This is a genomic window from Aliidiomarina shirensis (assembly GCF_003987345.1).
Lineage (GTDB): Bacteria > Pseudomonadota > Gammaproteobacteria > Enterobacterales > Alteromonadaceae > Aliidiomarina > Aliidiomarina shirensis.
The window spans coordinates 38629-55586 of the sequence record NZ_PIPP01000004.1; the positions used below are offsets into that span (position 1 = coordinate 38629).

Annotated in this window: 20 protein-coding genes; 4 read left to right on the forward strand and 16 right to left on the reverse strand. The window is 43.8% G+C overall.

The window, feature by feature from the left end; genetic code table 11:
• Nucleotides 1-2: 2 nt before the first annotated feature.
• On the forward strand, nucleotides 3-1259 hold the full coding sequence (locus CWE13_RS09360; RefSeq protein WP_126808068.1) for a serine hydrolase domain-containing protein: 1257 nt from the start codon (nucleotides 3-5) through the stop codon (nucleotides 1257-1259).
• A gap of 22 nt (nucleotides 1260-1281) precedes the next feature.
• On the opposite strand, the gene CWE13_RS09365 is transcribed toward CWE13_RS09360, so the two are convergent.
• A complete protein-coding gene (locus CWE13_RS09365) occupies nucleotides 1282-1950 on the reverse strand; it encodes a response regulator (RefSeq protein WP_126808070.1) in 669 nt (222 codons plus the stop codon).
• Nucleotides 1951-1966: 16 nt separating this feature from the next.
• Nucleotides 1967-3097 (reverse strand): sensor histidine kinase, encoded by a 1131-nt coding sequence (locus CWE13_RS09370; RefSeq protein ID WP_126808072.1) that lies wholly within the window; start codon nucleotides 3095-3097, stop codon nucleotides 1967-1969.
• A 163-nt stretch (nucleotides 3098-3260) separates the two neighbouring features.
• Here CWE13_RS09370 and CWE13_RS09375 point away from each other — a divergent pair, with 163 nt between their 5' ends.
• On the forward strand, nucleotides 3261-4007 hold the full coding sequence (locus CWE13_RS09375; protein WP_126808074.1) for a hypothetical protein: 747 nt from the start codon (nucleotides 3261-3263) through the stop codon (nucleotides 4005-4007).
• A gap of 26 nt (nucleotides 4008-4033) precedes the next feature.
• Here the strand turns inward: CWE13_RS09375 and CWE13_RS09380 are convergent, their stop codons facing one another.
• The 5 genes from CWE13_RS09380 to CWE13_RS09400 form a co-directional block, all read right to left on the reverse strand.
• Nucleotides 4034-5116: an endonuclease/exonuclease/phosphatase family protein gene (locus CWE13_RS09380; RefSeq protein WP_126808076.1), complete on the reverse strand. Its 1083-nt coding sequence runs from the start codon at nucleotides 5114-5116 to the stop codon at nucleotides 4034-4036.
• 22 nt (nucleotides 5117-5138) lie between these two features.
• Nucleotides 5139-5681 carry a DUF3750 domain-containing protein gene (locus CWE13_RS09385; RefSeq protein WP_241973671.1) on the reverse strand — a complete coding sequence of 181 codons (543 nt, stop codon included), beginning with the start codon at nucleotides 5679-5681 and terminating at the stop codon, nucleotides 5139-5141.
• A 186-nt stretch (nucleotides 5682-5867) separates the two neighbouring features.
• Nucleotides 5868-5963, reverse strand: a complete 96-nt coding sequence (locus tag CWE13_RS09390; protein WP_198677940.1) for a hypothetical protein — start codon at nucleotides 5961-5963, stop codon at nucleotides 5868-5870.
• A 14-nt stretch (nucleotides 5964-5977) separates the two neighbouring features.
• The gene (locus CWE13_RS09395) at nucleotides 5978-6493 is read right to left on the reverse strand and encodes a hypothetical protein (RefSeq protein WP_126808078.1); all 516 of its coding nucleotides are present in this window, start codon (nucleotides 6491-6493) and stop codon (nucleotides 5978-5980) included.
• A 134-nt stretch (nucleotides 6494-6627) separates the two neighbouring features.
• Nucleotides 6628-7143: a hypothetical protein gene (locus CWE13_RS09400; RefSeq protein WP_126808080.1), complete on the reverse strand. Its 516-nt coding sequence runs from the start codon at nucleotides 7141-7143 to the stop codon at nucleotides 6628-6630.
• Between the two features lie 628 nt (nucleotides 7144-7771).
• Between CWE13_RS09400 and CWE13_RS09405 the strand changes: the two genes are divergently transcribed.
• Nucleotides 7772-8137, forward strand: coding sequence for a DUF2200 domain-containing protein (locus CWE13_RS09405; protein ID WP_126808084.1), 366 nt, complete (start codon nucleotides 7772-7774; stop codon nucleotides 8135-8137).
• Nucleotides 8138-8271: 134 nt separating this feature from the next.
• Nucleotides 8272-8856, forward strand: coding sequence for an HD domain-containing protein (locus tag CWE13_RS09410; RefSeq protein ID WP_241973672.1), 585 nt, complete (start codon nucleotides 8272-8274; stop codon nucleotides 8854-8856).
• 89 nt (nucleotides 8857-8945) lie between these two features.
• Here the strand turns inward: CWE13_RS09410 and CWE13_RS09415 are convergent, their stop codons facing one another.
• The 9 genes from CWE13_RS09415 to CWE13_RS09460 form a co-directional block, all read right to left on the reverse strand.
• A complete protein-coding gene (locus CWE13_RS09415; RefSeq protein WP_126808086.1) occupies nucleotides 8946-10223 on the reverse strand; it encodes a glycosyltransferase in 1278 nt (425 codons plus the stop codon).
• 119 nt (nucleotides 10224-10342) lie between these two features.
• Nucleotides 10343-10756 (reverse strand): VOC family protein, encoded by a 414-nt coding sequence (locus CWE13_RS09420; protein ID WP_126808088.1) that lies wholly within the window; start codon nucleotides 10754-10756, stop codon nucleotides 10343-10345.
• A 116-nt stretch (nucleotides 10757-10872) separates the two neighbouring features.
• Nucleotides 10873-11196, reverse strand: a complete 324-nt coding sequence (locus CWE13_RS09425; protein WP_126808090.1) for a hypothetical protein — start codon at nucleotides 11194-11196, stop codon at nucleotides 10873-10875.
• A 624-nt stretch (nucleotides 11197-11820) separates the two neighbouring features.
• A complete protein-coding gene (locus tag CWE13_RS09435; RefSeq protein ID WP_198677941.1) occupies nucleotides 11821-12195 on the reverse strand; it encodes a hypothetical protein in 375 nt (124 codons plus the stop codon).
• Complete coding sequence (locus tag CWE13_RS09440; protein ID WP_126808092.1) at nucleotides 12195-12629, reverse strand: hypothetical protein; 435 nt, start codon at nucleotides 12627-12629, stop codon at nucleotides 12195-12197. The genes CWE13_RS09435 and CWE13_RS09440 overlap by 1 nt, the downstream gene beginning before the upstream one ends.
• 97 nt (nucleotides 12630-12726) lie before the next feature.
• Nucleotides 12727-12930 (reverse strand): hypothetical protein, encoded by a 204-nt coding sequence (locus tag CWE13_RS09445; protein WP_126808094.1) that lies wholly within the window; start codon nucleotides 12928-12930, stop codon nucleotides 12727-12729.
• Between the two features lie 166 nt (nucleotides 12931-13096).
• Nucleotides 13097-15214, reverse strand: coding sequence for a DEAD/DEAH box helicase (locus tag CWE13_RS09450; protein WP_126808096.1), 2118 nt, complete (start codon nucleotides 15212-15214; stop codon nucleotides 13097-13099).
• Between the two features lies 1 nt (nucleotide 15215).
• On the reverse strand, nucleotides 15216-16058 hold the full coding sequence (locus CWE13_RS09455; protein ID WP_126808098.1) for a HamA C-terminal domain-containing protein: 843 nt from the start codon (nucleotides 16056-16058) through the stop codon (nucleotides 15216-15218).
• Nucleotides 16059-16196: 138 nt separating this feature from the next.
• The gene (locus CWE13_RS09460; RefSeq protein ID WP_126808099.1) at nucleotides 16197-16940 is read right to left on the reverse strand and encodes a hypothetical protein; all 744 of its coding nucleotides are present in this window, start codon (nucleotides 16938-16940) and stop codon (nucleotides 16197-16199) included.
• Nucleotides 16941-16958 lie beyond the last annotated feature (18 nt).

Here is a 16958-nt window from a genome sequence, read left to right on the forward strand (position 1 = left end):
AAGTGCGCTCGATTTATCCATGGCTCCGTACCGCTGCGTGCTGTGTTGCCGGCTTTGCCGCAACCAGCGCGATAGCGGAAGAAGTAACGCCATTACACCCTAAGTTTAATGAGCTGTTTCAGCGAACATTAACCCTCGATAACGTGCCGGGTGGCGTTTATGCTGTGGTGCATCGGAATCAAATTGTTGAAATCCAAGCATTCGGTGTTCGTCAGCGTAATGGCACCGAGCCGGTAGATGCACACACTGTATTTCGTATTGCTTCAGTATCAAAAACGTTTGCCGGCACCCTAGCAACCCTGCTGGCAGAACAAGGCCAGTTTGATTTATCCGATCCGGTAAGCCAATACGTACCGGACCTCCAGTTTAAAAACCCGCAGTTTAATATTGATTTAGAGGTGGGCCACCTTTTAGCCCACAGCTCAGGGGTTGTGCCCAATGCCTATGATAATTTGATTGAAGCCGATTATCCTCGGGAACAGATTTTGCCGCATTTTAATCGCATTAACCCCATGTGCGCGCCGGGTGCGTGTTATGGCTATCAAAACGTTTTATTCAGCTTGGTAGAAGATGTAATTGCACAACGAACCGGACAGGATTACAGCCGTTTAGTAAACGATTTAATCTTTGAACCATTAGCCATGAGCGATGCATCTATCGGCCTACAAGGCTACCTTGGCAGTGATAACCGCGCCGCAGCACATATTCGCGGCCGCAATGGCTGGTTTCCGCGCGAAGTAAACGCTAACTACTATCGCTATGCAGCTGCAGCCGGCGTAAACGCGAGCGCTACCGATCTAGCACAATGGTTAATCGCGCACATGGGCTATCAGCCAGATGTTCTGCCGTTATCGGTTTTAGAGCAAATTCGGACCCCGCAAGTGCGCACCACTCGCGATCTACGCCGCCGAAATTGGCGGCCACTGCTTTCCGATGCGCACTATGGGTTAGGTTGGCGCGTATACGATTTAAAAGAAAAAACGCTGATTTACCATGGCGGATGGGTAGAAGGGTTTCGTGCCGAAATATCCTATTCTCCCGATTATGATGTTGGTTTGGTGATCCTAATAAACGCCGAGAGCACGGCGATGAATGGCCTTTCGCCATACTTTTGGCGCGATGTACTGCCGCGCATGGAAGCAGAGCAATGGGTGCCCTATCAGTATGCCAATAGCATTCAACCACTGCCTACACCTTTGCAAAAACCTGAAAGAACCGTAAATTTCCCATTTGATCTGTGTTATGCGTGCTTACTTTAACGCAAAAGCTATTCAGCTATAATTAAAGCTCTTGGTTAAAGCCAATCAGGCCTATTTCAATAGCACGCAATACAGCTCGAGTTCGATCTCTCACACCTAGCTTCGCCATAATTGAGCTCACTTGATTTTTCACGGTGCCTTCTGATTTAAACAGAACCTCAGCAATTTCTCTATTTGAACAACCCGCCGCCATCAGGCGTAAAATTTCGAGCTCTTTAGTAGAAAGTTCTTCAGGTTTTTCAAAGGCCGCAAACTCAGAATGCAAACCCTTTAAACTATTCAGCAAAGAAGTAGTAATGGTTGGTTGAATCATTGATTCACCCGCTACCACTCGCTCAATACCGCTCACCAGTGTTTCTAGTTCAACATCTTTCAGTAAATAACCTTTTGCCCCGGCTTTTAGTGCTTCAATCAGCATTGTGTGATCGTCAAAGGTAGTGAGAATCAACACCGGAACCTGTATGTTTCTCTCACGCATGGCTTGCAATAATTCAATGCCATTCATTTTTGGCATTCGCAGATCAAGCAATACAATATCAACCCGGCTAGCATGAGATTGCAACCAAGTAAGAGCTTCAGCACCATCGGCTGCTTCTTCCACTACATCAAGATGCGCGGAAAGTGACAGTAACTTGGCAAGTCCCTGCCGAATCAATTTTTGGTCATCAACCAGCATTACTCTGTGCTTCATAGCTGCGCTCGCATATTCATACACTCACTGGCACCTTCAAGCACACGGTTACGCCCTTAGCCTCACGCTGAACAGAAAGAGAGCCCTTAATATTCTCTAAACGCTCCTGCATTCCCTTTAATCCATTGCCAAATTGAATAGGCTGATCGCCTTTTCCGTTATCGCGTACACAAACTACGAGTTCGTTCGCCTCTTGTTTGATTGCTATATCTATGCGCGTGGCTTTTCCATGCTTTAAACTATTGGTAATACACTCCTGTACGCCACGGAGAATAGCTAAAGCATGCTCTAACTTGAGTACATCAACCCTATCAGGCACGGCTAAATTAACGTCAATGTTAGGCAAATTGCCCACCAACGCTTCTAATGCTTGCCGTAAGTTAAGTTGTTCATGCTCTCTCATCTCGCTCACAGCAGCACGCACATCGGCCAACAGTAATTTCGAGATCGCTCGTGAGCGTTCAACATCCGGCTTGTGTTTCTCAGGAATTTCGTGCGCTAACACCTGCAACTGTACCGAAAGAGCGGTTAGGTGATGGCCCACCACATCGTGAATATCACGCGCGATACGCATCCGTTCATTTTGCAGTGAAGCCTCTTGAACAAGTGATTGCATTGCAACCAACTCTCGGTTTGCTTGTTCTGCCCGCTCCTTTTGTACCTCAGCGTTTCGCCGCGCTTCCATCATTACCAACGCAAAAATGTTGAAGGTATAAAACAAAGCACCCGTAATCAAAACACCGCTACTTTGCCAGCGCAGGAAGAAAATACACCAAGGAAGAATACTCCATAGCGGAGATATCCAAAGGGCATAGCGGAACGGTATGAAATAGGGAATTTGCGCAGACCAAACAACGAGAAGAATGGCACTAAACATGTGCGGGGTGGTGTACATAACAGCACAAATAAGCGTGAACTGGCCACCAATAGCGGCAAGCTTGGCCCACCGTGGAAATGCATTATTATCGTAGGTGTTGAAAAAGAACAACAAGGTAAACGCGGCGTAGAGAAACGCAAGCGTAACTAAACGCTGAGAGCTGGCATCCGTTGTGGATGTTAACAACCACAAATCAAAAGCAGCGACCAGCAATATAGTGCCGATGCCGCTTAACTGGTCTGCGTCTAGTGGTAATTTTTTTAATTTCATGTTTTCAGTATGCAGGCAATTCTAGCCATCGCCAATAGGCTAAAAGTCACTTTTAAAATCATTACTTCTGGCACTAACTGTAAGTTCCCCTTACTCATAAACTTTACTCCAAAGTAATCAGAGATGTGTTCTTAACACCCAGTTGTCACTAGGAGTGATCGTTATGCTAACCATTTATCAAACAATAATAGCTATTCATGTGCTCGCGGGTGCATTCGCACTCTGCCTATTCTGGATTCCTGTGCTTGCACGTAAAGGTAGTGTCAACCATAAGCGATTCGGACGAATTTATGGAACCAGTATGCATACCGTTGCGTTTTCCGGCATTACTATGTCGGTGTTAGTTTTAATCTTCGGCGTTACGGTTAAACCCGAACTTGCTGCGGTTCCTCACCTCACCGCAGCACGACTAGAACAGGCCTATGTTTTTGCTTGGTTTTTGATACACCTTGGCATCCTCATTCACTGCGCGATTATTCACGGGAATCAAGTTTTGGAGCACAAAAAAGATCGATCAGGCTTAAAAAAACCAGTAACGCTCGCTATCAGCGGAGCTCTCGCCCTTAATGGCGCACTACTGGGCATCTATGGCCTACTCAACAGTATGATTTTATTAATAGCGTTCGGTGCTCTAGGCATTGTTATCGGGGTATCCAATCTCGTATACATTTTCCGCAAAAAAGTATCACCCACGGCATGGTTACGAGAACACTTAGGCGCATATTTAGGTTCAGGAATAGGCGCCTATACTGCCTTTATTGTATTTGGCGGCAGCTCAATTTTTCAGGCTACTGGCTGGCTACAAACTGCACTTTGGATCGCACCCGGTGTTATTGGCTCGATCTTTGTGGCGAAGCTCTCAAGAAAATACGATCCCCCGAGAAAGGCTGCCGCAATCAAAGTAAAATAAGGAACCATAAGAGCTAGAGGCAGGAGTCATGCCCCAGGCTCTGGTACATCGCTCTTATTAACATCCTGTGAGTTGGCAACCGAAGAAGCGAATGCCTTGTCGTCTTGATCCGCATTCAAGCCATCTTGCTCCTCGCTTTTTGCGGGCGTAAACGACAAGCGCGAGAGCAATGGGAAATGATCTGAACCAATCGACGGTAACCGCTGGATACTCCGAACCGAGAAGTGATCGCTATGAAACAGGTGGTCCAGCGGCCACCGAAGTAGCGAATAATCCGCATGAAAAGTATTGAACATACCGCGCCCCACTCTGGGATCGAGCAGGCCACTGAGTTTACGAAACAAGCGGGTTGTGCGTGACCACGCAACATCATTCAAATCACCGGTAACAATAATGGGCTGATCGTTATCAGCAACACTGCGCGCAACAATGATAAGTTCGGCATCGCGCTCCTCCGATTCATCATTTTCAGTGGGGCTTGGTGGTGCAGGATGCAAAAAGTGCATCAACACCCGATCGCCACTGCCCAGCTCTAAACGCGCATGCATCGATGGAATATCCTCTTCAACTAAGAAGGAAATTTTCTTCTCATGCAACGGTAGCCGCGAATACACGTGCATCCCATAAAGGTTATCCAGGGGGCATTTCATGGTTTCGGGCATATCCACTTCAAGGCATTCGAGCTCGCTTTCCCACCATTTATCCGATTCAAGGGTAACAAGCACATCAGGCTTGAACTTATTAACGAGGGCAATAAGCTTATGCACATCGCGGTTGGAGGTAAGCACATTGGCAGTAAGAATACTGAGCTGCCGATCCGCATCAACATTCTTGCTCGCGCGAACCTCCGTGCGCCAGAGTTTGGTATAAGGCAAAACCCACCAAAGCTGCCACGCCAGGCACAGCGCAGTTGCAGCAATAACGGCCCATGATGGAATCTCAGAAAGGTTAAGAAATATCAGTTGCAGCAATATCAATAGCGCCGCACAACACGCCAGCTGCATTCTTGGGAAATCGAAACCCCTTATAATCCAATGAGGATTGCGCGACAAAGGAAGTAGCGTGGCTACCACAATTAAGCCTGTGGCTACATAAATGAGAATATCCAACGCCTACCTCCTGACCATAGATTCAGTTCCGTTTCGCATAACCACTGCCAATAGCGCTGAATGGCAGTTTTAAACCAAGCTCTGGAACTTGTAGCCCTATCCACGCCGGCAGCGTGTTGCTGTTAGGCCCCGGCACAGCGCGATATTGATCAGCCCACGGGTAGTTTGCTACCGCATCTTCAATTTGCGGAATCAATTCTTTAGCCTCATCACCACGAAGCGAGAGCACAACTTCTGGGCGCGCACCGTACCAATAGCGATCGGGTGTAGCCGTTTGGAAAGTGCGCAGCGCTGGGCGCCCCTGATCAACTCCCCAGCCTACCACTTCATATACCGCATACTCTGCTGCATCTTCGTGCTTTACCGCAATCCACGTATGCACCGCAAACCAACCTCTCCAGCCAAACGCATCGGCAGCGTAAACTTCAATCACGGCTTCTGGAGTTTCCAGAGGAGACGGGGCTAACCCAGCGGGTTCACGAGAAGCATCACGCCAATCACCATTTGAGCACGCAGTTAGTGAAAACAAGCACACAGAAACAAAAATTAATACGCTTTTCATCATTTACAACTCTTATATTTCAGCAATAGAGATAGCCATTTAAGTGGGTATTAACATAGCATTTCGTACAAGGTGTGTACGATGAAAGTGAAGCAATTGATCTAATTACCATCGGCTTAATTCAGGTTTTGGGTTTGTAAATTAGATGCGGGAGCTGGGCAGGCAGCGGGTGATGCGTGCTGTTACACCTTATTTCGCAGGTGCTCCTGCTGAACCCGCAAGAATACCGCCATCAATGTTTATCTCCGTTCCTGTCAAATATCCTGATTCATCCGAAGCTAACATTACAGCAACACAAGCTACTTCGTGAACTGAATCTCGTAACTGCTATCAGCTTTGCTCCCTGAAGCAAGGTCAGTGACTTGGCCTACAACAGTATAGATACCCTCAGGGTCTGATTGCTCAAGAATTAAATCTAAAGCGGGGTCTGCCATCAATACCATTGGCCTAGCGGGCAACACGCCTGCACCACCCGCGTAGTTTCTTTGGCCCCAAATTGGGTCTCCGTCTGGGCCCAAGATATAAGTATCTATCGAGTACCTGTATCTTCCATCGTCACCTGCAGTAAGGCCCGTAACGAGAAAGGCCGTAACAAGTAACTGATCTGGTTTGGCTACCCTAGTGCGCTTTATTGTAACTCCCTGCTCTGGCGGTGTATTCAGCCACTCCCTAATGTATGCGTCACTTTCCGACGCAACGATTATTAAATCAAGATCTCCTTGAGGCCTTGCCTGAGGCCCGGGTATCTCCTCCGCATTTGCTACCCCCCAAAAAAAGATAAGTGAGAGCAGCAACAAAATCGGTTTATTTATCATAATTCTCCAAAAGTCATAACTGCCTGCATAAAGTGCACAAACACGGCGGCTATAATCGGCACGAAGTGACACCGGCGCCGTGTTTGTGTCTCAGCGAGTATACGAGCGAGCTAACGCGTTTGTTAACTGGTTTTTCACTGCACGAATGCTTCTTCAGAACTGACCATACATTGTTTAACTTGCTGAGTTTCGTTCGAACGATTAACGATCCAACACTCTTGATATATAGAACAATAACAAAGCTCTATGTTTATTTTTTCATCGAACTCTAAAATGTCTGAGATTAGTTCTCCACGATAGTGAAGAGGCGTAACTGTTTGTCCGGATGGGACAGTAATGCTGTTTATATGAGATTGGGTAATATTAGAAAATTCGCTAACTTCAGACCATCGTTTTATTGGTTTCGAGCCAACACTGACTTTTGCATATTGAATTATTGCGGGGCCAGTACCTTTATTTGCTACCCCATAACTGAATTCTTCGCCACTATAACTTCTAAATAATTCTAATTTAGGCCAGACAGATGCTCTAGCATATTCTCGGTCTACGGAAGCAGAATAAACAGATATAACGGCAGTCAAAAGGCCAATGAACAAAGCGGATAAAGCCACTATCATTTCTGGGTTTCTATACCACTTTACTTTTTTCATTTAGTTAATCCTTTTAAACTATGGAGTCAGAGATCAGTTAACACTTGAATACTAAGCATGCGCATTGTATTGAGGGCAAGAAACGGGGCGTGAGATCGATAAATATTGAGGATTTCATGAACAGTTCCCTATGTTCGTACAGCGCAATCTGTGCGTACTTGCTTGCATCCGAGTGCATGCTTGTTTTTCATTTCGTGAAGTAGACCATAAACGGCTTTGAGCGATTAGGCAAGTTGATAATGTGCTTAGTATTCAAATGTTAGGGGCGATTTTATGAGAGTAAATTTGAAGGTTATTGGGGCGCTTTTGATTCTAATATCAATCTCTACAGTGTTTGCTCATTATGTGAGTGATTTTTTGGCGATTGACTCGTGTCTGGATTCAGGAAGAGCTTTCAATTATAGCTTAGGAGAGTGCGGCAGTGGGGTGCACTATGAAACCAAACCATACTCGGTTCGGTTCCGTTGGTTAATTGTATTCGCCGTGGCAAGTTCTATAGTCGGGGCCTATCTTCTAACAAAAAGCTCAAAAGCGACACCAAAAAGCGGCGCGCTTTAGCTTGGCGTTATCCATCTTGAAATCCTAAACTATGAAGCTTACCCTTTTCTAAATAGGCGGGAGTCCTCCTATGAACACAACCAAAGAACACGACGAACGAATGGCGAACATGACGTTTTCCTCTGTGTACCCACACTATGTTGCAAAAGTTGAGAAGAAGGGAAGAACCATAGAAGAACTACATAAAGTCATTGCATGGCTTACCGGTTTCGAAGCAACAGATCTACAGCGTCTAATTGAAAATCAGGCTACATTTGAGCAATTCTTTTCAGAAGCCACTATCAATCCGAATGCAAGCCTGATCACTGGTTCAATTTGTGGTTATCGAATTGAAGAAATTGATACTACCTTAACCAGACATGTCAGGTACTTGGATAAACTGGTGGACGAGCTTGCAAAAGGACGCAAGATGGAAAAGATCCTGAGGTCGCCATAGTTCGATCGACTGTGGACAACAAGGTCAGCCACTGTGACGTCTTTTCCGTTACGGCTTCTCCTTCACTACAAAGCCCCGGGCTCTGGATTCTCAACAAGTTGCCCGCCGTTTAGGCGTGCTTTAGGAGGCAGTTCTTGACCGATAGAATTTCAGCAATATCAGATTTCATGATTCAGTTGGATGCTTTGAAATCCGTAAATCGCCGAACCTACATCAATGGTGGCGAGAGAGTAGAAAACTCAGCAGAACACTCATGGCATTTAGCAATGGCATGCTGGGCTTTCGCAGAGCTACTGCAAGATGACTATGATGTGCCGAAACTCATCAAACTTTCACTACTCCATGATCTTGGCGAAATTGGTGCAGGAGATACGTTTCTTTACAGCAAGAATAGAGACAGTGCACACGTTGAAGAGCGTGAGAGTGTAAAACAAATAGCCTCGCATCCCGGTAATCCAATTGGGGATATCGTCGACCTCTGGGAAGAACAAGAGGCTGGCGAAAGCAAAGAAGCAAAGTTACTGAAAGTCATCGACCGTTTATTGCCATTTCTTCATAACATTACCAGCGAAGGCCGCGCGTGGCAGGACAATGGCATACATAAGAACCAAGTATTAAAAATGCATCAGTTTATTGAGGCTGAGAGCCCAGAAATATATGCCTGGTTTATTGAGAAACTTGAATATGCCGTTGAGAAAGGTTGGCTAAATACCTCCTAACGAATCAATTAACTTCGCTGCGGCGCCGGTTATTGAGGCGTTCGCGTTTCACGAGGAAGAGCGCGCTTGATGATTACAACCAGAGCGAGTTATGGCTCGTCTACAAGGCTTTCAATCGCCGCAACTGCTTTCTCCACGCCACGCTCTTCTCGCAATTTGGCTCCGAGCTCCGCGGCATGATCGATGATACTTTGATTTGTGGTTATCTCTTTAATGGCCGCCACGAGCCTATCCACTGTCAGTTTCTTGAACGGAATAGGGGCTGCTGCGACGTTCAACGAATGTACGCGATTTCCCCAAAAAGGTTGATCACCAAAAAACGGAATAACAACCGACGCTTTTCCTGCGCGTAAGGCAGCAGCTGTGGTTCCTGCGCCTCCATGGTGCACAACGCCACACACACGAGGAAATAGCCATGAGTGAGGCACGTGATCAACCGCGATAATTTCCTTGGGTAGAGCCTTTATTTTCATACCGCCCCAACCCGTTGCGAGAATACCCCGCACGCCAGCGCGTTGCAGCGCTTCAATGACAATACTTGCGAGCCGCTCGGGGTCACGCCCTGTCATAGATCCAAAGCCAACATAAACAGGCAATGGGCCTGCCTCTAAAAAGGCTGAAAGCTCTGGTGAAGGTTTATAATCTTGGTCATCATCAGCATGCCAGTAACCACAGATACTAGCAGTTTGGGGCCAGTCGTTAGGTCGTGGCAGTACCATATTGCTATAGCCATGAATAACTGGAATTGGTGTGCCATCGGCGTTTTGTAATAGGTTAAAGCTTTTTGCTTTCGGCAGATGATTTGCTTTGCGCCATGCTCGAGCGTGCTTGGCAACCGAGAGCCTAATTAATTGATTAACAAAGCTATAAGAGAGTTTGTTATACCACCCGCCCAACCTCAGCTGCGGCATTATCATGTTGGGATACTCAGCTGTGGGCACTAATCCTGGTACCACGAGTGCCATCAGAACTGGAATCCCGAGCTTTTCGGCAATATCTGGTGCGATAAACGCCTTGGGGTGAAACACAATGATATCTGGTTTGCACTGTTTTGCCGCGGCCCAACTCTCGTCCACGAGGGCGCGCTGAATAGGACCTATTTTTGTGAGCAAGCCTAGCGTGCGCTTCACGATTTGAAATATGTTGTTTGTATCTTCCAATGCGCCTTTACCTTCTGGCGCATCCAGCAACCTCAGCATACCGTCATTCATGAATGCATAGTTCAGCCCAGCGGCTTTGATAGTTTCGCTAAAGCGTGAGCTCGTTGAAACTGTTACGCAATGCCCCGCCCGCTTTAAGCCTTGTCCCAATGCAACATACGGTTGTACATCGCCCCGGGTTCCGTATGTAAGTATAAGTACGTTCATGTTTTAGCCTAAAGCCAACGCTACTATCAAGCTTCCGCACAACACCGTAATCACAAACCAATGCATCATAAAAATGCCGCTCGTTGGCCTTCTTTCTCGAAGCGTTTGTTATGTGTGTACTACTGAGGAGCGCTGCTTAATTGCAACAAATCCCATTTATTTCCATAAAGATCCTGAAAAACCACAACCGTGCCATATTCTTCAACTCGTGGCTCACCGTTGAAAATAACACCTTTGGCTTTCATCAACTCATAGTCTCGCCAAAAATCGTTCGTTTGTAAAAACAGGAAAACTCTACCTCCAGCCTGATTACCGATAAACTTGGCTTGTTCCTCTGTACTCGCTTGAGCTAAAAGTAAATTCGTTCCATTCGAATTTGGTGGTGAAACTCGAACCCATCGCTTACCACCACCTAAATCGGTATCTTCAACTAACGTAAACTGAAGCTTTTGGGTATAAAACTCAATGGCATCGTCATAGTTTTCGACGACAAGGGCGATATTGCCAATCTGCTGTTGAACGACTTTAGGCATAATTGCTTTCCAATATGTTAAATACGGGGTTCTATACTACTTTTTTACGTTTACCGAGAGCACATAAAGCATGCAAAAAAGATGACCACTTTGCCAAATCGGCGTGCTTTGACTTGTTATACATATATTTTTTCAGTTTTAAGCCACCAAAGAACACGCGCTAAGTGGCCTTTGAATTCTTCAATTGACTCACATTCTCCCGTGTGTGGAAAACTGCTTTCTTCTGATTCGATTTCCGTTATTTGAATATCGAGGCACAAGACACGGTTCCAGGAGCATATCGAAATAATATGAGTTCGTGTTTCTAGATCAACGCAGGCAGCTTCCCGACCGGAATCCTTAAATTTGAGCTCGCTGCAAATAGAAATGAAATAATCGTTATTCTCGTTAAACCAGCGATGTAGTATAGCGACAGGGTTCATTTCGTTAATACCGCTCATGATGCATAACGCCTCTCAAAACGTACGGCTACGAAATGGAGGCGAAGCCGCAATGTAGTTGACGTCGCCGTGACTGGCATTGTTAAATGCCTTAACACGCCAACGCTTTGATTACATTCCCAAGAATGACACCTGCCAAACCCATTACGCCGGCAATCCACCAACGAAAGTCTTTCTTGTGTTCGATCTCCTGTGAATGCAAATTGATTGCAGTGCTAATCAATGTCGAGATGTCAGAATTGGCGAGAGGTGATCTCGTTATTCTAAGTTTCGCTTCGTCCGACAACGCTCTAAATTCATCTCTAGAAATTTTTTCTTCCCTATCAACATCGAGAGGCTCTCATTCTGCCACGATCGAACCTGAATAATTCAGGATGCTGCTCGAAAATTTGACGCCAATACTCAGCTTGGCCTTCATCCCCAGAAATTCGGTCTGCCCAACTGGCAAAATCGAATTTATAAGTGGCCACCACCTGACTGGCGGATATAACGTCAGCCAATCGACTTTCATTGTCTGTGTACGGCCTATCAGATAGACAATTCATAACCCTCTCTAGATTTAACGCCAGCGTTACGGGCTTGTTTGAAGTGCTAGCGGAAAACCCGTCTAGGTAGACGCGATTGCTAAAACGGAATGTTTCCACCGATAATGTCATCAAGAACCTCATCCATCCCATAGACTTTCTCCTTGACTATCGCATAGAGATCGCGAAAGGATTCTACAGCCTCTTTTGTAGCCAAATCCTTTGTGTTGTATGCAACAGACTCTGGCGCAGCCTCCTCCCATTGTTGGTCTGGGATTCCAGCCAAATCGCTTAAATCGACTTCTCCAGGGTAATATTGCAAATAATAGACACCTTCATGATTCCTAAAGATAGACCAGTTGTGTTTATTCTCGTATTTAAAAAAATACTCAGTGTGGTGCTGACCCTTTAATACGTTATTAATCAGGTCCGGGTTCGACACCATTACATTTATAGCTCTAACTATCTTGCTCATTATTCATTTTCTCCAACCAAATTATCGATACTCTTGACGTTAAGGTGCCGCAGCCGCTCACGAAGCTCGCTTACAGCAGCGCGCTTCTTCGGTTCGGTTAACCTTCTCTTGTCAGCGACGAGACTCTCGAGTTCTCCTAGCATTTCGGCAAAAATTGTCTTCAAGTTATCGTTGCCCCTAATTTGGCCGATTATCTCGTTGAATATGTTTATTATCTTCTCGCATTGTTCTGGATCCTTGGCGTTATATTCATTTAATCTCTCGATCTTTTCTTTAACCTCCGACAATGTGAGCTGGTATGTGTAGTTGAACAGCACATCAACCAATGAAGATATGGTTTTTCGCTTTGCCACAAACAAATAGATAGCTATGCCTGACGCTACGATTGTGAACAGATTGGACGTCAACGATAGCCACTCAACAAAGTATTCCAATCAGCTTCTCCTTATACTGGGGTAAGTGTTAACGGCGCGAATTGCTGCGCCTTGTTATGAATTTGAGCAATGGGGCATCCCATGAGCATCAAGCTTGCTATTCTTCCTCTTCGTCTGTGGTCTTACCACAGCTTGAGCATGTGTCTCCGAATGAACCATCATCATCTTGGTAGGCGACTATTCCAGAGTCTTCCTTGCCAGGATTCATCGACTCAAAGCATTCATCACAGAATAAATCTGTCGGGTAGTTTTCGCCCGATTTCTCTGAGCTTAAATCTCCCCATACTTGACATATTTTCATCGTCCATCCTCCTTCATCTCATGGGTTGAACTTCATTACTCTTGACGCCCGCCAGCACGCGCGGCTGTGTGGTGTAGGAGAAGCCGAAACGGAAAAGCCGTCGCCGTGCCTGCGATTGTTATCCGCTATCCGTACCGTCACTTGAAAGTCCAAAGGCGCACATTAATTACTCTATCAACCTCTTTAACAATAGCTCTTCATATGGAATTAGTCCTAATCGGCCCCAGTCCACGTTTTTTATCTTGCTTATGATAGCTTCTATTGAGTCGTCTTCAGAAATAAATCCTTCAAATTTTTTTGCTAGTGAGGTTGGAATATTATACTCAATTAATTCAGATAGATTTGGCGGCAAGAAACCGTGCTCAATTTGAGTGGCGTAATAATTATAGTTTCCAGAATTTTCTTTGAAAACATACTCTTGTAAAGAAGAGACTGTTATGAGTAACTTAGGCAACTTAAACTGAAACCACGTCCTTATTGTACTTAGTGCTATTGAAATTGCATCTTCTGGTGAATTTCCTTTGTTAATTAGCCGTGCAATAAACGCCCCTAAACTTTTAGACTGAAAATATAAGTTTGTATAAAACGTTAATTGTTTGGATGACCAAACTCTGCCCTTTGTATCTGTATTTCTTAATAAATGTGTCCAAGCTAAATCAATCACTGTCGCAAGCTGTTCATATTTGGGATAGCCTGTCCAGCATAGCAAGCCTCTTAAACTTTCTTCATTTGCTAAAATCGCCTCTACTAAAGATATTTGTCCATCTATTGGCATGCCTGAATTTTGCTTAACAAGAGTCATCAACCCTAGATCAACTTCATCATATTTTTTAATTTGATTTTTAGAATCCTGAGTAAGATCAGCTTGATTCATATACATTAAAATATCATCAGGAGCATTTTTTTGAGAGATTATTGGTACATCAACATTAAAACTAAGCTGATCAGGCTCCTTCTCCATTTTGTACACATTGCCTACAAAGTGCTTTCGCATTCTTCCGGCTCGACCAGCAATATTTTTGAAATCAAAGAAGTCTATTTTTTTTGGGCCTTTTTTCCTATGATAAAGAATGACATTTTTTGCACTCGTATTTACTCCCTCTATAAGGGTCGCGGTACAAAAAAGGAACTGAATATCACCATTATTAAAAAGATCAACCAACGTACTACCAAGGTGTCTCGGCATCTCCCCATGATGAACGCCAATTGATTGCAAAAGAAAATCATTGAATGACCATGAGTCATGAATGTTGATTCTACACCACTCTACAACGTGAGAATTTTGTTCAGATGGATAGCTTAAAGCTTGGTTCAATAGAAATTTTATGAAGTCCGAAGCAAGTTCTTTTGTTTTGTCTGGAGAAGAGCAATATATTAATGTTGGCTCATCTAGGCCAACTAGAAGATTATATAGATCCATCTTCTTTTTATCTTCTTCATTTTTTCTATATTCACCAACATAGTGTTCATTTACAGCTACAGTCGCAAAATCGGTTTTAACCCATTCAAAATTAAGATTACTTTTAAATTCATCTTCAAGATCAGTTACAACAGGTCCAAGTAAATAATAGTTTTTTGTGAGTTGAAGAAGTTTGTAAAACGCTTGATTTAGCACAATTGCTCTATCATCGTCACGAGTGATGCTTAGTTTATAGAACTCATCAATTGCAAAAAAATCAATACTAGGGAAGTCATTGAATTCAAGAACACGCTCGGCGGTGAAAAGAAAAATATTGCCTCCTTCGTGATTTGCCTCCTGCCGTGTGGACACAATTAGTTTATAGTCCTTATATTTACTTAACGATTTTCTTGTCTCATCAAGTAAAGCCAAAGTTGGCTGAATAATTATAATATTTCTATATCTATGGCTGGATACTAATTCATGTATAAGCAGGGTTTTCCCATAGCTGGTAGGAGCGCTCAAAACAACACTTTTAGATTGCTCTAAAATTTCCGAAATCTGCTGTTGTGAACTATGAAGATATACGTCTTCAATATATCTTGATTTATGATACTCCTTGCGGAGAGCTGAAATTTCATTATCTACATCACCCAAATAAGGATATAGACCGGCACATTCAATCAGATCGTTTAACATAGGCTTTACGCCTATGTGAAATGTGCTGCTTGCATCGATTGATCTAATAAGTAAATCCCGTCCTTTTGTTTCAAAATCCTCACTGCCAAGCAAGCTAGAACAAGCATCACAAATAAAATATGACTTTTCAAAGTCAAGATTTTCGCAATTGAGATAATTAGCCGCCTCTAGGTATAATTCTTCCATACTAAATCCCCTGCATGTTCTTCAATCTGTTATCTAATGCGGCATTTAATTCTGATTTATCAGGTACAGGCAACAACATTAAAACTATTTCGACATTTGTATCGATTAACTTATCTGAAAATATCGAATTCAAACTATATATTTCGGTTGAGAAGTCATCGATATATTGTTGAGTGGCCTCGGCATGATTTTGGTATAAGCTACTGCTGTATGTGCATACCATTGGTATCACAATGCTAGAAAATATATTTTCTAACTTTTGCTCTTTGGCCATCAAATCTCGCCAGTACTGAATATCTGGCGTATCTTCAGGTATTTTTCTTTTTAATAAACTAAACTCTCTCTTAAGAAAGTCAGCATTAACATGATTGGACACATCTTTAGCTAACTCTTTAACACCTTCTTTTCCATCAGCATATAGTTTCGACTCTCCCAGCCATAGCTTTTTGCCATCGCCACCAACCGTGATGTGGACTCCATCGAATCCATGAACTACTGAATTCTCAGAATCTTTGAAGTATATTTTTGAGATTAGAGGTATGGTGTTGTGAAAATCCCTTAATAACAAATGCAATATAAGCTCACCAAATTCGCCTCGCTTATGATATTTTTCAGTTGTATATACTGTTGCAGCAGCTTCCCTTAGTTTCTCAACTACCAATTCAATTGGGATTGACTTTCCTTCATGGTAACCAAGCGCAAATTCAGGAATAACTTTTGTTAGTACGTCAACTAAGGGCTCAAAACGAAATTGATTTTGATCAAAACCAGCACAATATGCTTTTAGACTCGCATCAGAAATACGCTGTTCCAGCACGAGGTGAGAGTTAAAAGGTGCCACCATTACTATAAATCCCTGTTTTTATATTGTGTCTGCTTTGGGTCGAAAGTGAAATTACTCCACACTGTATAACGCCCACATAAAAGGCGAGCGTTAGCGTGCCCAGCACACGTTTTTTGTGGGCGATTTTTAATGTGTTTGTTATGCAGATTTAGCATTTTTTTGTACTCTTGAGCTTATTCTGCCGATAAGTGACTTCATGTTTGCAAGAGATTCATTCATATAATTTCTATCCATAATAAGCTTCTGGCCTTCACTTCCGCGTGCGAAATCGACAGCTTTCTTAATATATATCCGGTTGATCAAGCTTGAGTTATGCACTAAAAGATCTCTGGATGCCTTGATTTCTATCCAGGAAGATTTCAGGTCTTCTTCAAGCTCAATATCGAGAACGATTTCCATATACTGAAATTGAAGAGTCGGTGCAGCGTAAAATAGAGATATTAGTTCCTTTTCAATGAGTGACTCGATAAGCTCTGAACGTGAAGGCCTGTCTATAACCTCGTTTACATCTATTTTTTTAATATGATCTACACCTTGAATTCTGGTTTTCAACTTTTTCTCGTCAAACCTCAATGCTAACGAAAGCACTTCGTTTAAAAATGCCTCAACCTGCGCAACCAGATAGGAAAATATTGATTTGTGAAGCTCATGCTCTTTTGCATTTTGAACAATCTTGGCAACTTGCTCCTTTGTTCGATTAACCTTCTTTTCTGGTTTCTTCGATGGAACAGGGAATTTTTTCGCTGTTAGTAAGGCTTCATCACCCAGTGCACCTTCGAGTGCCTCAATGGCTAGCGAACTCCAAATGAATACGTCATTGATGCTCTGTTGGTATTTAGTTCGTAGTGCACCTACTGATTTATGGTATTCGGATTTAGTCACTTGAATACGTCCCTTTCA

Coding starts and splice junctions, on each gene's coding strand:
- CWE13_RS09415 (WP_126808086.1), bottom strand. CDS start 10,223: ATGAACGTACTTATACTTACATACGGAACCCGGGGCGATGTACAACCG.
- CWE13_RS09370 (WP_126808072.1), bottom strand. CDS start 3,097: ATGAAATTAAAAAAATTACCACTAGACGCAGACCAGTTAAGCGGCATC.
- CWE13_RS09405 (WP_126808084.1), top strand. CDS start 7,772: ATGAACACAACCAAAGAACACGACGAACGAATGGCGAACATGACGTTT.
- CWE13_RS09395 (WP_126808078.1), bottom strand. CDS start 6,493: ATGATAAATAAACCGATTTTGTTGCTGCTCTCACTTATCTTTTTTTGG.
- CWE13_RS09450 (WP_126808096.1), bottom strand. CDS start 15,214: ATGGAAGAATTATACCTAGAGGCGGCTAATTATCTCAATTGCGAAAAT.
- CWE13_RS09390 (WP_198677940.1), bottom strand. CDS start 5,963: ATGTTAGCTTCGGATGAATCAGGATATTTGACAGGAACGGAGATAAAC.
- CWE13_RS09425 (WP_126808090.1), bottom strand. CDS start 11,196: ATGAGCGGTATTAACGAAATGAACCCTGTCGCTATACTACATCGCTGG.
- CWE13_RS09385 (WP_241973671.1), bottom strand. CDS start 5,681: ATGATGAAAAGCGTATTAATTTTTGTTTCTGTGTGCTTGTTTTCACTA.
- CWE13_RS09435 (WP_198677941.1), bottom strand. CDS start 12,195: ATGAGCAAGATAGTTAGAGCTATAAATGTAATGGTGTCGAACCCGGAC.
- CWE13_RS09400 (WP_126808080.1), bottom strand. CDS start 7,143: ATGAAAAAAGTAAAGTGGTATAGAAACCCAGAAATGATAGTGGCTTTA.
- CWE13_RS09455 (WP_126808098.1), bottom strand. CDS start 16,058: ATGGTGGCACCTTTTAACTCTCACCTCGTGCTGGAACAGCGTATTTCT.
- CWE13_RS09365 (WP_126808070.1), bottom strand. CDS start 1,950: ATGAAGCACAGAGTAATGCTGGTTGATGACCAAAAATTGATTCGGCAG.
- CWE13_RS09445 (WP_126808094.1), bottom strand. CDS start 12,930: ATGAAAATATGTCAAGTATGGGGAGATTTAAGCTCAGAGAAATCGGGC.
- CWE13_RS09375 (WP_126808074.1), top strand. CDS start 3,261: ATGCTAACCATTTATCAAACAATAATAGCTATTCATGTGCTCGCGGGT.
- CWE13_RS09420 (WP_126808088.1), bottom strand. CDS start 10,756: ATGCCTAAAGTCGTTCAACAGCAGATTGGCAATATCGCCCTTGTCGTC.